This is a genomic window from Paenibacillus sp. EKM206P, assembly GCF_011066155.1.
Classification (GTDB): Bacteria; Bacillota; Bacilli; order Paenibacillales; family Paenibacillaceae; genus Paenibacillus; species Paenibacillus polymyxa_D.
Genome location: NZ_JAAMNQ010000001.1, coordinates 277,725 through 293,415 on the forward strand (window position 1 = coordinate 277,725; position 15,691 = coordinate 293,415).

Consider the following 15,691-nt stretch of genomic DNA (forward strand, 5'->3'; position numbering starts at 1 on the left):
AGAGAGATGGGGGAAAGGTCATGAATGAAACGGGGGATATCTTCCAAGGAGGGGAAGGGGATGTAGTGCCTTTACAGAGACTTGAGGACGTGGAAAAAGGATTGGCTCATTTATCTAATGAACTATTGCTTATATCTGCTGAAAATGCTAAGTTTCAAAACCAAATTCAAGTGTTGAAAACTACGACAGATCGACATGAGAAAGAAGTCAAAGAGATCAAAGATTTAACCAGTGAATTACGCATGCAGTATAAGGACATAAAAGAAAAACTGGATGGATTAGATACACGTATTTTTTTGCTATTACAACAAAGCACCACCGAAAACCATTCCGTGAGCAAAAGTATTTTTGAATTACTAAAGTATGTAATAGGCGGGACTATTATAGTTATGGTCGCATCTCAATTCGTAGGAGCTAAGTAAAAGGAGTGATTTATAAAGTGTTTAATCCAAAAAAGTACACGATAGAACGGCGCTACATAAACAAGCGCCATAACGTAAGACCGGGTACTCGCCTAACAAGCGGGAATCCGGTCTTTTTAGTTGCTCACGACACAGGCAATCCAGGAGCTTCAGCGGATAACCATTACACCTATTTCAATGGGCTGGTAGACCGATCTGCTTCAGCGCAGACATTCATAGACGACAAAAAGATACTGGAGATTATTCCGACAGGCACCGGACCCGATCCAGCAGAAAAGGCGTGGCACGTTTTGTATAACATTAAGCTTGATAACGAGCTGTATGGCGACGATGCAAACGATATTGCCCTCGGTGTAGAACTATGTTTCGGTGGCAAGATTGACACGCTGGAGGCTTACAAACGCTTTGTATGGTATCTGGCTTACTGCTGCAACAAATGGGGGATTAACCCACGTACACACATACCGAGCCATAAGCAGCTTGACCCTTCTCGTAAGAGGGACGTAGACCAAGCACTTGGGACGATCGGTAAGACGCTCAAGGATTTGGTGCAGGACGTGGAAACGGAGCTAAAAGGCGCTTCTGTGGCTCCTGCGCTGGACTTTACGCCGTTACCTGTTTATATCGCTCAGTCACTTATAGACAACTATGTATCTCCAGCTTGGTTTGCCAGCCAGAAGGCGGCGGACCAGGAAGGCAAGACGCATTTTCATAACCTAGCAAATAACCTTCGGGCGGCGGCCGGGCTGAACGAAAAAAATCTACCGCTTGCTGGAGCTGTGAAACTGTTTAAATCCAATGCACAAGAAATCATTTTCCGTTGGCTCCAACCAGCTTGGTTTAAAGCAAAGCAGGCAGGAGACAAGGAACAAATGCAACACTATAACAATTTGGCTAATTACTTGCGGCGTGCTGCAGGTTTGCCAACACAATAAGAGGAGGATTTATAAATGCAAAACGTAATCGAAACAATTCAACCAGCTATTAATACCATTGTTACAGCCATTGTAGGCGTACTGGTGACCTTTGCTTTGGCAGGGATTAACACACTTAAGAATAAGGCTAATAATTGGCTAGACGCACGTACAACAGCGGCACAGCGAGAGGTAATCCATAAAGTAGCAGGGGAGGCATTCGCACTTGCTCAGACTACGTTTAAAGATGCTGGCGGGGTCCGAAAGATGCAAGAGGCCTTACAATATGCATCCTTGAGACTTACAGAACAGGGTATTGTGGTAACTTCAACCGAATTGCAGGCTGCTATTGAAAAAGCTTATTTGGAGTTCAATTCTAAACAGAAGCAGCAAACTGGCATCGTTACAGTAGAACCTCAAATCAATATTGAAGAAGCTTCCCAGGTAGCAGCTAAGGAAGCTGTATCGGGTCTTGCTGCAAAGCTTAATGATTTCTTGGCACAGGCTACGGCAGAGGTATCCAACACGGTTCCTGCTCAGGTGCAGTCTGAGCCTATTCTGGCACCAGCGGAATCGGTACAAACACCTGTTACTACTGAATAAGATTAATGCGAATGCAGTCATTAAGTGTAAAACTAAAGCCCAGCTACCTCGATTGGTTAGCTGGGCTGATATAAAAACCACCTCATAATAGATGAGTTGTGGTATAATCTGGATTGGACAACGGGTGGGGGTCACGGCGCAGCTTCCCGAAAGGGGGTGACGCCATGACTGCATTTGCTGCGCTTTACTTGGTCTTGAAAGTAATTGCCACGCTACTGAGCCTTTGGTTTAGTGGACGTAAGCTTTATCGATGGATCAGGTTGAGACGCAACAAACGCAAAACCCACCGCTAAAGGTTGACCGCCTACGGTGGGTTTTGGTACCAGTTTATCAAATGCGCGCTGTGAAGGCACATTTCGTTGTTCTAGGGGAGGGTTGCGCCTCCCTTATTTATATTCTTATGTTATCACACTGAAACTATACAGGCAATGGGATTGCCTTTATTGACTATATGAAATATAGAGCATGAGGGATAACCCTTACTGCTCTTTTGTTGGGTAACAATGGGTAACGCAAGGGTAACGGTAGGTAAATTTAGCCCTATTTATTCGTACTCAAGTACGACAATGCTCTTTAAGCAAAACCCTTATAGATAAAGCGATTTTATCAAGTACGACAGTTTTAAGCGATATGGGCGGCATGATGTAATTAGGGCCTCAAAACCCTGTAATACCGCTATTTAAAGGGCTCCCGAGAGGGAGCCCTTTTCTATAAAATCACATAAAAATCACATTCTCTGCAACGAGTCAGATTTGAAGGATGTCTGAGAAGTGATTTTTAATCTTCGCATTGGCATTTTTCTTCATTTTCTCCGTAACGTGTGTATAGACTTTCAATGTCGTTTTTGCGTCATCATGACCAACTCGCTTCATGATTGTTTTGATATCAACTTCAGCTTCAGTCAGCATCGATATGTGAGTGTGCCGAAAAATGTGAGGAGTAGCTTTCTTTTTAATTGAGGTTTTCTTGAGAATACGTTCCATACGGATTAATATATTTTTTTGAATGAGTGGGTAGCCGTTCTTGTGGGCAAAAACAAAGTTGTTTTCATGATAATCATCAAATAATTTCTTGCATTCAAGTCTGAAAGCTTGTTGTTTAACAATGTGTCTTTGGAGCAAATTCATAACGTTATCAATTATATTAAATTTACGAATAGATCCTGTAGATTTGGGTGGAGTTAGAATGTATTTACGCATATTATTATCAGGATTGTAAAGTGTCTTGGTTATTCGTAACTCATTTAATTCAAAGTTAAAGTCCGTATCTTTTAAAGCACAGAGTTCCCCAGATCGTATCCCTGAAAAGGCAAGCAAGTGAAAGATTTCAATGTCATCAGCTTGTTCAAGATGAAGGATGCTATATTCAACGAATATTTCTAAATACTTATTAACTGTAAATTGACGTTTTGCTTCGCTAATAATGCATTGCTATTAATTTGATACGATATGCTGATCATTTTCATGAGCGGGGCAATCACACCATTGCCCCCTCTTTTACATAATGCAATACCAGTTGACAGACAAGGAAAGGATCACTGCAAATCCAGTATTTTTTGAATCGTGAGAAGAACACCATTTTCTTCGTTTGACTTAGTAATGAAGTTTGCTGCCTTTTTAGTATTTTCACAAGCATTACTCACTGCAAAACTGTATTTCGCAATTGCCATGAGTTCCACATCATTCTCGCCGTCACCAAATGACATTGTTTCCTCGTATGTGACGCCCAACATTTCTTGCAGTTTCTTTACTGTCTCACCTTTATGCGTATGCAATGCCGTGATATCCAGCCATCTAGCTTCTGAATCAACAATATAAATTTTCCCACCCAACGTATTCTCAACATGCGCTCTTAATGCTGTACTTCGTCCCTCCGTGTCGAAGACCGTAATTTTGATAAAACAGCTATCTATGTTTGCAAAGGAGTCTGTTTTTAATACACGTTCATAGGAGCCTTTAACAACGTTATACATGTCTTCTGAAATGGAAGAATGAACGTACGCAGCATCACTAGCACATACAATAAGTGTCATATTGTTGTCGAAGTCTTGAATTTGATCAATTGCCTGTAGAGCTAGATCTCGATCAATACTAAACTCTTTAACCACTTGGCCATCTTTTTTAATTCGAGCAGCACTGTCACCCAATATCCAAACTCCCTTGCCATGTTCGTCAAACAATTTTTCAACACGTTCACATTGTTTACCTGTACATGCGACAAATGTGACTTCTTTTTGCTGCATCTCTGCATAAACTTTTTTGAAAAGTTCGACATCGTACAAACTTTTATTGTTCAGAAATGTTCCGTCTAGATCAGTGACTACAAGTTTAATCATACTTATTACCCTCCTGTTTTTTGTTTGTCTTGTTTATCCTTCTGATTGCAATGATCGACGTATTTCACTTGCATGTTTTCCACCAGAATTTGAACTTTTGCGAATATACAATTGCGCTAATGATAAAATACGAACCCATCAAAACGCACGTGGTCAATATATCCACCTAATATTCCCATCAAATTCGCCTCCTGTGAAATTCATAAAACTCTTTTTTTAAATACTTTATAATGGACATTTAAAATGTCTTTAAAAAAATTCAAAACGAGTTGGTCACATGCTTATCTATGATCTCTCGCTACAAAACAAGATTAAAATATGTAACTGGTTTCATGTCAATAAATTAATTTCAGTACATTTTTCCAAGTTACCAAGCCACAATTATGATATGTGATCGTTAAAATGCCAGCTGTTTAGGAAGAGGTATTTTAGAGAATATTAAATTTCAGAAATATCATTGCTACTTCCTATGCCTCAATATACAATAGAAGGAAATTGTTGATGAGGCCGATATGTGATGAATATTTCGTTATTTGAATCACAAAAAATCACATAAAAAATCACAATCTCGGGAATATGAATGAATATAGGCAAATGAAATTTTCTGAACAGGGAACAAACCATGTTATAAAATAAGAGTTAAGTTCAAAAACGTTTATAGGCGAAAATTAATCCAGTTTTTTCACTTCATTACGCTCTAAAATGAAAGCGTTGACATGTATTTCAACCCACTATATACTTAGCTTAATTAAATGAATAGCACTAGGATTGTTACTGTTACGCAGGCAAAACCTAAGGAACAAAATGTTAAGATCCAAGGATCTTATGTATTTTGTTATACTTAGGTTTTTTTGTTTATAGAGAGAGGGAGGTTAAATACAAGTGGTTTCGGCACTCTGCTGAAGCCATTTTCTTCTATTTATGAGGTCACATCTGAGAGGAGCGATAAACTTGGAATACAAATATGAGCTGGTCCAGGCAGATAATCATTTTCCGTTAAAAATTATAGTTCATTCCTCCAATGAACCAGCATACATACCTGGGCATTGGCACGATAGCATCGAAATATCCTATGTACTTTCAGGAAGAATTGACCATATCTATATTGATGGTGCGAGCTATAGCTCCAAAGAAGGAGATATTGTGCTCATTAATTCGAATGCTATTCATTCCTTTTCTGTGGCTAAGGGAAAAGGAAGAGAGGCCATAACCGTTCTGATTCCTTCTGAATTTATTAGAGCAAATGTCAACGGCAGTAACCCCATTTCATTTGACTGTATATCCATTTTCGAAACTAACGAGCAGAGATTACAGCATTTTGCGGAGCTGCGTGATTTGCTAAACACCTTATTTGTGGCTTATCTCAATCAGCATAATGATTCTTTAGCACATATCCATTTAACATCGCTATCTTATAAACTGGTGTATCTGTTATTAATGCATTTTAAAATGGACAATGAATCTATCCCCGGCTTTAACTCTGATAAATATTTGGAGCGGCTGACGCTGATAACCAATTATATCAAAGAGAATTACGATCAAAGCTTATCCCTGGATTCCATAGCCCAGGTTTTTGGACTATCTCCCGAATATTTGTCCCGTTTTTTTGTGAAGCATGTAGGGATGACTCTATTTCAATATATCAATGCCATCCGTCTGGAGAGATCTTATCGTGTTCTTATGAATACGGATCATTCCATCATACAAATTGCGTTGGAGCACGGTTTTCCGAACGAGAAGTCTTTTGCCAGGGTATTTAAGAAGGTTTTCCAGGCAACACCGCATCAATATCGAAAAGAGAACAAGAGGTATTCTGGAGCAAGGAGTCAGTAATTGACCTGAATTAGGCTAATAAAAGACAGGATGCAAATTAAAAAGATTATTAAAATAAACAATGTAAGCGTTCTATTAATGGATCTGGGAGGTAAGACATCATGTTTAAACGGTTTCAAAAGGCTGCTAAGACAACTATGTTACTCACTTTAGCTATCGGTACGACTCTTGTTTTCAGCTCCGGTGCATGGGCCAAGGATGTAAAGATACAGCCCACCTCATACCGGACGGTTGCGGAAGTTAAGGATTGGGGAGCAGCCATTACGAAGATCATTGTTAACCTGGGTAAGCCAGTCCCTAAAGATGCGATAACTAAGGATACATTTAAGGTGCATGTGGGAAGAAGCGACAATCGGTTGGTAAATCCCTTTATTGAAAATGGCAACCGGAAAGTCACCAAGGCCTATGTATCGGACAAAAGTGGAAATCCTGTAAATAAAACCGGAAGCTATGTTGTATTGGAAATGGAAATCGGTCCGACATTAACACTAAGCTCCGCTATTCATTATGATGCGGCAGGCTCCGGGTTTAATGCATGGAATGATAACAAATACACGATCACGCAGCAAAAAGCTATTAAAACCAAATCCGGAACGATTTCCGATTTGAAGATTGATACTTCCGCAGGACAGATACGGAAGTTGGTTGATCAATTTGCGACCGGTAAATCTACTTTTGATGGAGTTACTTTAACCTACGCAGACTATGCACCGGCAAAAGACAAAGTGAAAAACCCTTTGGTGATCTGGCTGCATGGTATGGGTGAGGGAGGTACCGATCCAACGATTCCGATTGCCGGAAATAAAGCAGCAAATTTTGCCTCTAAGGATATCCAATCCTATTTTGGCGGGGCTTATGTGTTGGCACCTCAGACCCCAACCTACTGGATGGATGGCTTTACAAGCTTTGGGGACGGAACCTCCAAGTATGAGCAAGCATTGATGTCCTTAATTAAGGATTACGTGGCCCAAAACAAAGACATTGATACAGATCGAATCTACATTGGTGGAGACTCCAACGGTGGTTACATGACTATGCTGATGATCCGTGACTATAAAGATTATTTTGCAGCAGCTGTGGTTGCATGTGAAGCCTTGAAGGATAGTCTTATAACCGATGAACAGATTAACGAAATGAAGGACCTGCCGATCTGGTTTGTGGCTGCCAAAACCGACACCGTGGTTCCGCCCAACGATTATACGGTTCCGACTTACAACCGTTTAGTGAATGCTGGAGCAAAGGATGTTCATATGTCGTTATTTGATAACGTAGTGGATACCTCTGGTTTGTACAAGAAGAGCGACCAAACACCGTATGAATACAACGGCCATTGGTCTTGGATTTACGTATATAACAACGAAGTATCGAAGGTGATTAACGGAAAGAAAACAACGATGATGCAATGGCTTGCCTCCAAAACATTGGACTGAAGTATAGCAATGATCTTTTAATTGCCGCGTAAATCGCGGCTTTTTATATTTTGGGGGATGAGATCCTTTTCAAAACCAAATGCCAAGAGTCTCATACTGCAACGCTATATAAAACTCCGTCAACAAATAATTGACGGAGTTTAATTCTTCCTTTCACTTATTCACTTCAATCAGCCCATCCGGTTTTTCCCGATTAGAGAGTAATTCAGATACCGTAACGAAGGTATAACCTCTCTTCTTGAGCTCAGGTAGAATAATTTTCAAGGCTTCAACGGTTTGCGTACTTTGATGTACATAATCGTGCATGAGGACAATGTCGCCGTTACGGACGTTGCGAAGGACCTTATTAGCGATACGATGTACACCGGGTTTTCGCCAATCTAAGGTGTCCTGATGCCAGGACCATAAAATAATTTTCAGCCCTTTCTCCTTGGAGAGCTTGACCAGCGAATCGGTATAGGAGCCGCCGGGCGGCCTAAAAAGATGGGTCCCCGCACCAGTTGCCTGTATGATGCTCGCCTGAGCTTGATCCAATTCGGACAGAGCTTTGTTGCGAGAAATATACTGAAAGGATGAGTGAAGGAAGGTATGGTTGCCAACTTCATGCCCTTCTTCTCGTTCCCGCTTGACAAGTTGAGGCAGCTTTTCTACACGACTGCCGACGACAAAAAAGGTCGCTTTAGCATCGTATTCTTTAAGCAAATCCAAAATGGCAGGCGTATTGCGTCCATCCGGTCCGTCGTCGAATGTGAGGGCAATCAACTTGCGATGGGTAGGAACTTCCCATACAATGTCGCCGCGTTCTTCATAATAGGCTCTTCCCTTTGTAGGAGTAGGGGAGGTGTAAGATGCGGCTTGTGCAGTATTTGTATAGGTTGTGGGGCACAAGCTGGCACAAAACAAGGAAACAGCGATACTTGCAGATAGTAATCGGTTATATTTCATCAGGCTTCTTCTCCGTTCTTACGTATTCTCACATTAGCCTGCCAAGAAAGAGCGCATACCATTCCCCGTTTCTAAGATTCATCATTTCAAATCACTCAAGATTAGATCTATTTGTCGGATTCTAGAGGGAACATCACGCTGATTAATCAGGGTGTGAACGAGGTGTTCACCCACCTGCCGAGTGGAGATTGTATAGAGATAACTAAAACCTCCAACTTCGTAATGGGCCAATGGCAGGCTCCTTACGGAATTGGAGGTTTTTTTGTCTTTTTAACTAGACAGATTGTATTTGGATCGAACGCTAGCTCAACAGGGTTATAACCGTCCTTGTGCTCATACCTATAGAGAGTTGCTTTTACAATAAGAAAAAACATTAACATTTTACTCCAGCCCACTTGACGTTCCCTTTACATCGAAACGATACACTTACTGAGGTTGGTTTGAAAAGAAAGGGGCGCTCCGTTTTGGGTGAGCTTAACAAATCTATGGGACTGGGGACGAGGAGTCAGCAACAGACTTCGTCTAAAGCCCGCATACGCACGGGTTCGCTAAAAATTCAAAGACTGCGCGAAAACGCGCTGGCGTATACCTTTTTGGCTCCATCGCTTATTTTGTTTGCTGTATTTATGTTTTATCCGATGATCAAGTCCGTTTATCTCAGCTTGCATTCTACAGATCCCGCAGGAAACGTTGCAGCATATGTAGGATTAGATAATTTCACTACACTTTTCAGCTCGGGACTGTTTCTGCAAGGGATTAAGGTGACACTCCTGTTTGCACTGTTAACCGTACCAGTAGGTATTTTATTGGCGCTGGTACTGGCTGCACTTACACACAGTAAATTGCGGGGAATGCGTATCTTCCAGTTTGCCTTTTCGCTGCCGATGGTGTTGTCGGTCGGTTCATCTGCGGTCATTTGGAAATTTCTTTTTCATCCAACACTGGGGATGTTCAACTATGTGCTTTCCCTGCTACATATCCATCCGGTTCCGTGGCTGACCAGCCCCGATTGGGCGCTGTTTTCAGTAGCCATAATGACCATCTGGATGAATCTAGGCTTCAATTACATTATCTTATCGAGCGGACTTCAAGGGATTCCAGATGATATGTATGAAAGTGCCAAAATGGACGGAGCTGGCCCGCTCGTCACGTTCTGGCGTATCTCCATGCCACTGTTATCACCGACGATCTTTTTTGTAACCGTAGTTTCTATCATTGGAGCCTTCCAGTCTTTTGCTCAAATTAACATTTTGACCAAAGGCGGTCCGGTGAACAGTACGAATGTATTTGTGTATTCCATCTATCAGGAAGCTTTCGTTAATTTCCGGTTCGGAACGGGGAGCGCGCAGGCCATTGTCTTGTTTGCTGTCATTCTGCTGCTCACGATGATTCAGTTCAAATGGGTGGAAAGAAAGGTGCATTACCAATGAAACGACACCTGAATTCTACATTGCTGTATGTGCTGCTTACGATTGCAGCTGCTCTCATTTTGTATCCGGTTATATATACGTTTTTTATGGCAGTCATGTCTCCCGAGGAAGCGAGCGCTTACCCACCAAGCTTTTTCCCGCATTCTTTTCATATGGCCAATTTTACTGAAGTGTTTGAAATCGTTCCGATTGCAGCCTTTATTGGAAATACATTTCTCATTTCGGGTCTTACAATGATTGGGCAACTGATTACAGCGAGCTTGGCGGCCTATGCCTTTGCCAAAATGGAATTCAAGGGAAAAAACTTCATTTTCAGCATGTTTGTTGCGACAATGATGATCCCTTGGGAAGTGACCATTATTCCAAACTACCTGACGGTACGGAGCTGGAATTGGCTTGATACATATCAAGGGTTGACGGTTCCTTTTCTGGCGACGGCATTCGGGACATTCCTGTTAAGGCAATTTTTTCTCCAGCTTCCCAAGGAACTGTTCGAGGCGGCTCGTATGGATGGGTGCGGACATATCCGTTACTTTCTGTTCCATGTGCTTCCGTTATCGCGCCCTGCGCTCGGAACACTGGCTGTGTATTCGTTCCTGAATATGTACAATTCGTACCTCTGGCCTTTACTGATCACCAATAGCGAGAATATGCGCACGGTACAGATCGGCATATCCATGCTCGAATTTCAGGAATCGACTTCATGGAATCTGGTATTTGCGGGTACGGCTCTTGTCATTTTACCGTCTCTGCTCCTGCTGATCTTTGGACTAAAACAGTTGGTTCGTGGAATGGCGGCGGGTGCACTTAAAGGCTGACCACATATTTAAAATGATAAGCAACACCTGCGCAAGCAGCCCATATACAGAGCATCAACACACAAGAATATCGCAAGAGAATGCCAATTCAAGAATCATTTAATCAAAGGGAGAGAAGAGAGATTATGAGATTTTTTCGTCTGAAAAGTGCATTGACCCTGCTTATTCTGACTGCCATGGTGGTTGCAGCAGGTTGTAGCAATAATACTGCTGCAGAGAAGCCGAGTAATGGTAGTGATGGAGCAGCAGCGGCTTCCCCAGTGAAGCTGACTTGGTGGCATTCGATGTCCGGTAACGGTGAAAAAGCAATCAAGCAGATCGCTGCTGATTTTAACGCCAGTCATAAGGACATTCAGGTAGAGCCAGTATATCAAGGCAAATATGATGATAGCTTGAACAAGCTGAAAGCGTCGCTTGGTTCCGACAGCGGACCGGACATCATTCAGGTATATGAAATCGGTAGTAAATTCATGATCGACTCCAAAATGATCACACCCGTACAACAATTTATTGATGCAGACAAGTTCGATCTGTCACAGCTAGAGCCGAATATTACACGATACTATACGATTGATGGTAAACTGAACGCCATGCCGTTCAATACGTCAAACCCGATTTTATATTACAACAAGGATGCATTCAAAGCCGCAGGACTTGAGCCAGCTAATCCTCCGAAAACGTATGATGAGTTCGAAAAGGCTGCTAAAGCCTTGAGCAAGGATGGTAAATCCGGTGCTTCCATTGCCATCTACGGCTGGTTTATGGAACAACTGTTTGCCAATCAGAACGCAGATTATGTGAATAATGGCAATGGTCGTGATCAAGCGGCAACGGAATCCATGCTGAATTCGGATGCAGGTGTAAAAACCCTAACGTGGTGGAAGAAAATGATCGATGAAAAGGTTGTATCCAATCTGGGACGTAACTCGGACGATACGGCAAAGGCTTTTTCCGCAGGGCAAATTGCAATGACGCTGGATTCCACCGCTTCGCTGCGTAATATTGTGGAGCAGGTTGGCGATAAATTTGAAGTAGGCACAGGATTCCTGCCAAGAGCCAATGAAGCTAAAGAAGGCGGCGTGGTTGTAGGCGGCGCAAGCTTGTACATCATGAACAACAAGCCCGAAGCCCAGCAGAAGGCAGCATGGGAGTTCATTAAATTCGTCGCTTCCCCAGCTGTACAGGCACAATGGAGTGTGAATACCGGGTACTTCCCGATCACGAAAGCGGCCTATGACGAAAAGGTACTTAAAGACAATATGGTAAAATATCCGCAATTCCAGACGGCGGTTGACCAATTGCATGCATCGGCACAATCCACCGCTACACAGGGCGCAGTGATGGGCGTATTCCCAGAAGCGCGTCAAATCGTCGAAGGTGCAATCGAGGCTGTGCTGAGTGGCCAGCAACAACCAAAACAGGCATTGGATCAAGCTACACAAGAAATTACAGGCAAAATTGCGCAATATAATCAAACCGTGAAAAAATAGTCGGCCTTCCCTTAAAATCGGTTGATAATCCGTAGAATGGCCCCCTTATCATCCGATTTTATGACATAGCGGATCGAATGAGTGACCCCCTCACTTATTCGATCCGTTTTTGCATTTTCACTTTTAGAATAAGCGTTTAGACGAATTGTCTAAAATGAAATATTTTTATTTTTCCTATTGCTGGATAACTAAAAATGGGCTTATAATAAATACATAATTTTTGTACTGGACGGTCAGTTCAAAAAAGGAGGAAGCATGAAACAGCAGACAAAGGAAATTATTTTTAACGGCGCACTCAAAGCTTTTTCTGAACGAGGATTTAATGAAACAAATATGGAGGAAATTGCCAAAGTTTGTGGCATAGCCAAAGGAACCCTGTATTACAATTTTAAAAACAAGCAAGAATTGTACATTTACATTTTGAAGATGGGGATGGAGCGTTTTGTCCGGGATATCCATGAAGCAATGGCTCATACTCCTAAAGATCAGGTGGAGCTTAGGATTCGCAAGCTAATCCAAGTACATATTGAGTTTATTGTGAGAGAACCGGACTTTTGCCGTCTATTGGTCAGTAAGGGCTGGGTTTCGCAAGAGCAGCATTTTAATATTAGGCAGGTGCTGGCTGACTATTTTGATTTTATGGAGGCAGAGATCGATTCCGGCAAGTTTCATGGGAAAATTTCAAGTAAGCTGGATGCCAAAACAACAGCCAATTGCTTATTTGGGATTTACATTTTTGCACCGATGAGGTCAATGGTTTGGGGCGAAACGATGAATCTGCAAGAGGTTCGTGAAAGTATTGAAGTTTTTGTGTGTAATGCATTGGGCATGCAACATTAATATACAGATGGAGTGATGAAAACATGAAAGCTAAAAAATATACGATTTATGTCGTACTTATTATTTTAATCGCGGTTGGGATATATGCCTTAACTGCTCTTCCACGGGGTGGAAGCAGCTTGTCTGCGGATCAGTCTTCTTCCATTCCTACGGCTTATGTGGAGTCGGATACCCTCAATGCCAGCTTTAAAATGGCAGGACGGATTGACCAGATGCTCGTCAAAGAAGGCGATCAGGTGAAAAAAGGGCAGGTGTTAGCCCATCTGGAAAGTCGCGAGTTGGAAGATAAGGTGAAGCAGGCACAGGCGGCATTGCTGGCAGCCAAGAGTAATGTATCCAAAGCAAAAGCTGGAGTGTTGCAGGCTCAAGCAGGCGTAGGCCAGGCACAGGCTACTGTGAGTGCTGCTCAGGCCAAGAAAAGCCAAGGCACGACATCGGTCAGTGTGACCGCAGAGGCTTCCTCCAGCCAGATTGAACAGGCCAAAGCGGCTGCGAACGCTGCCAAGGCAAAACTGGATGCCCTCAAGAGCGGGGCAAGACCACAGGAGCTTGAGCAATTGCAAGTATCTGTGAAGGTAGCCAAGGAAACGCTGGACCTGACCGTTAAAAATCTGGAGCGTGCCAAAAAGCTTCAAGAAGCCGGTGCAGCAACCCAGGCATCTTTGGATCAAGCGACATTGGAACATCAACAGGCAGTGGCCAAGTATAATGCAGAGTCGCAAAAATTGGATATGGCACGGGAGGGAAGCCGCAAGGAGGAAATTACGGCGGCTGAAGCTCAATACCGCCAAGCCTTGGCTGCGGTGAAGGAAGCACAGGCAGGAGCGGGCAAAGTTGCTCTGCAACAGGAAGATGTCAAAGCCGCTCAGGCTTCGGTAGAACAAGCGCAATCTGCGGTGAAGGCGGCGCAATCCACAGTTGAGCAGGCTCAATCTGCGGTTGCAGGTGCCAATGCACAGGTAGCCCAAGCGGAAGCCGCGCTTCAGGAGGCTCAGACCTATTTGAGCTACACTACGCTGCGTGCGTCTGAGGATGGAATCGTAAAATCCAAGTCGCTTAGCTTAGGTGAAATGGCTAGTGCAGGGTTCCCGGTTTATACCATTGAAACTTCGACACAACGTTGGGCTAAATTCTATGTACCTGAAACGTCTCTGAACGGTCTTCAAGCAGGGGATACAGTCCAAATTAAATTGCTGTCTGGCGGTAAGGAGCTGAAGGGTAAAGTCATTCTGTTAGAATCGGCTGCTGACTTTGCCATTCAAAAACCGAGCCAAAGCTCCGGTGACAAGGATGTCCGTTCCTTCGGTGTTAAAGTAGCATTGCCAGACCTTGCTGCATCGGTTCCAACAGGCTCCACGGTTCTGTTTACAGGCAAAGGGGCGCAGTAATATGCAGGATTCACAGGAAAGACTTCGTATCCGCGATGTGTTTCGCGAGGAATGGCTGAGCATCTTCCGGGACCGCCGCTTTATGGCTATTCTGCTGATTACGCCGATTGTGTATACGATACTATTCGGCTTCCTATATTCACATCAGCGGATTACCGAGATGCCTGTCACCGTGTACGACGGAGATAATTCGCAACTCAGTCGCCAGATCATTCAGGCGTTTGATTCGACCGATTCATTTGCCGTTACACGGCAAGCAAACAATCAGGATGATGTAGTCCGTCAAGTAGAGACTGGAGAAGCTAAGGTCGGAATCGTCATTCCCGACAACTTTACTACTCGGCTTAAGCATGGGGAGAATCCACCCGTGCTCACGCTGATTGACGGCAGTAATATGATGTATTCCAATAGTGCCAGTCGGATTGCGAATCAGGTTATTAGTAGCGTGAGTGCCGGAGTATCAGTCAATTCCATGAAACAAAAGGGAATGAACGCCGATCAGGCCGCATCGACGCTGACTACCATCCCGTTCCGATCCAGAGTGCTATTTAACCCGGTATATGATTATAAGCTTTTCATGCCCCTAGGGGTTATCTCTGCGGCTCTCCAGCAGTGTTTGCTGCTTGGTATCGCGTTGTCCTGCACGCGTGATAAGGAAGCAGGGACTTGGGGGAGATTTGGCGCATGGAGAAATACCCCTTGGCGTTTGGCTATTGCCAAACTGGCACCGTATTATGCAGCGGGAGCTTTCAATGTGCTGACTGTATTCAGTATCAGCGCTTTATGCTTCGATATTCCGTTTAGGGGACAGGTATTGCCGTTGATTTTAGTGTCGCTGGTTTTTAACTTTGCCTTGTGCGGATTAGGCTTCCTGTTCAGTCTCTTTTCCAAAACCAGAGTAGATGCGACCCAAACTCTGATGCTGATTGCTGTTCCTTCCTTTATGCTGTCAGGCTATACGTGGCCATTAGAGGCAATGCCCGGCTTCTTGCGGGGGCTTGCTGAGATATTGCCACTGACGTATTACCTGGATGCTGTACGGAACATCACGCTCAAAGGACTGGATATCACATACATCTTCAAAGATATGATTGCTCTAGGCGTCATTGGTTGTGTAAGTCTGCTGGTGTCTTTCGCGATCTATCCGTTATTCTTTAGACAGCACCAGACGACAGAGCAGCATGCCGATGTGTCCGCTCAAGAAGGATTCACGCTAAAAGGCTGAGAGCAACTCTAAATATTG

The 15,691-nt window shown here is 43.4% G+C and carries 14 protein-coding genes; 11 read left to right on the forward strand and 3 right to left on the reverse strand.

From position 1 onward, the window contains the following. Window positions 1–20: 20 nt before the first annotated feature. The 3 genes from G9G53_RS01345 to G9G53_RS01355 are packed head-to-tail and all read left to right on the forward strand — an operon-like array spanning window position 21 to window position 1,939. Complete coding sequence (locus G9G53_RS01345; protein ID WP_165144866.1) at window positions 21–422, forward strand: protein kinase interacting protein; 402 nt, start codon at window positions 21–23, stop codon at window positions 420–422. A 17-nt stretch (window positions 423–439) separates the two neighbouring features. Beyond that, window positions 440–1,357: a peptidoglycan recognition protein family protein gene (locus tag G9G53_RS01350; protein ID WP_165144869.1), complete on the forward strand. Its 918-nt coding sequence runs from the start codon at window positions 440–442 to the stop codon at window positions 1,355–1,357. 15 nt (window positions 1,358–1,372) lie between these two features. Further along, a complete protein-coding gene (locus tag G9G53_RS01355) occupies window positions 1,373–1,939 on the forward strand; it encodes a phage holin, LLH family (protein ID WP_165144871.1) in 567 nt (188 codons plus the stop codon). Between the two features lie 746 nt (window positions 1,940–2,685). Here the strand turns inward: G9G53_RS01355 and G9G53_RS01360 are convergent. Together G9G53_RS01360 and G9G53_RS01365 are read right to left on the reverse strand one after the other, a co-directional pair. After that, window positions 2,686–3,255 carry a site-specific integrase gene (locus G9G53_RS01360; protein WP_238437686.1) on the reverse strand — a complete coding sequence of 190 codons (570 nt, stop codon included), beginning with the start codon at window positions 3,253–3,255 and terminating at the stop codon, window positions 2,686–2,688. Between the two features lie 218 nt (window positions 3,256–3,473). Beyond that, a complete protein-coding gene (locus tag G9G53_RS01365) occupies window positions 3,474–4,274 on the reverse strand; it encodes a Cof-type HAD-IIB family hydrolase (protein ID WP_165144873.1) in 801 nt (266 codons plus the stop codon). Between the two features lie 951 nt (window positions 4,275–5,225). On the opposite strand from G9G53_RS01365, the gene G9G53_RS01370 reads away from it, so the two are divergent. Beyond that, the gene (locus G9G53_RS01370) at window positions 5,226–6,107 is read left to right on the forward strand and encodes an AraC family transcriptional regulator (protein ID WP_029516309.1); all 882 of its coding nucleotides are present in this window, start codon (window positions 5,226–5,228) and stop codon (window positions 6,105–6,107) included. Between the two features lie 101 nt (window positions 6,108–6,208). Further along, window positions 6,209–7,537, forward strand: a complete 1,329-nt coding sequence (locus G9G53_RS01375; RefSeq protein WP_165144875.1) for a prolyl oligopeptidase family serine peptidase — start codon at window positions 6,209–6,211, stop codon at window positions 7,535–7,537. A gap of 153 nt (window positions 7,538–7,690) precedes the next feature. Here the strand turns inward: G9G53_RS01375 and G9G53_RS01380 are convergent, their stop codons facing one another. Next, entirely contained in the window at window positions 7,691–8,482 is a 792-nt protein-coding gene (locus G9G53_RS01380; protein WP_165144877.1) for a polysaccharide deacetylase family protein, read from the reverse strand. A 464-nt stretch (window positions 8,483–8,946) separates the two neighbouring features. On the opposite strand from G9G53_RS01380, the gene G9G53_RS01385 reads away from it, so the two are divergent. The 6 genes from G9G53_RS01385 to G9G53_RS01410 all read left to right on the forward strand — a co-directional run bounded on the left by G9G53_RS01385 (window position 8,947) and on the right by G9G53_RS01410 (window position 15,673). Further along, entirely contained in the window at window positions 8,947–9,912 is a 966-nt protein-coding gene (locus G9G53_RS01385; protein WP_069011113.1) for a carbohydrate ABC transporter permease, read from the forward strand. After that, window positions 9,909–10,730, forward strand: a complete 822-nt coding sequence (locus G9G53_RS01390) for a carbohydrate ABC transporter permease (RefSeq protein ID WP_029516315.1) — start codon at window positions 9,909–9,911, stop codon at window positions 10,728–10,730. Before G9G53_RS01385 ends, G9G53_RS01390 begins: the two co-directional genes overlap by 4 nt. Before the next feature lie 125 nt (window positions 10,731–10,855). Next, complete coding sequence (locus G9G53_RS01395) at window positions 10,856–12,220, forward strand: ABC transporter substrate-binding protein (RefSeq protein WP_165144879.1); 1,365 nt, start codon at window positions 10,856–10,858, stop codon at window positions 12,218–12,220. A 255-nt stretch (window positions 12,221–12,475) separates the two neighbouring features. Continuing rightward, entirely contained in the window at window positions 12,476–13,060 is a 585-nt protein-coding gene (locus tag G9G53_RS01400) for a TetR/AcrR family transcriptional regulator (RefSeq protein WP_069011115.1), read from the forward strand. Window positions 13,061–13,083: 23 nt separating this feature from the next. Beyond that, the gene (locus G9G53_RS01405; RefSeq protein ID WP_165144881.1) at window positions 13,084–14,448 is read left to right on the forward strand and encodes an HlyD family secretion protein; all 1,365 of its coding nucleotides are present in this window, start codon (window positions 13,084–13,086) and stop codon (window positions 14,446–14,448) included. Between the two features lies 1 nt (window position 14,449). Continuing rightward, the gene (locus tag G9G53_RS01410; protein ID WP_029516319.1) at window positions 14,450–15,673 is read left to right on the forward strand and encodes an ABC transporter permease; all 1,224 of its coding nucleotides are present in this window, start codon (window positions 14,450–14,452) and stop codon (window positions 15,671–15,673) included. The last annotated feature ends 18 nt before the right edge of the window (window positions 15,674–15,691 follow it).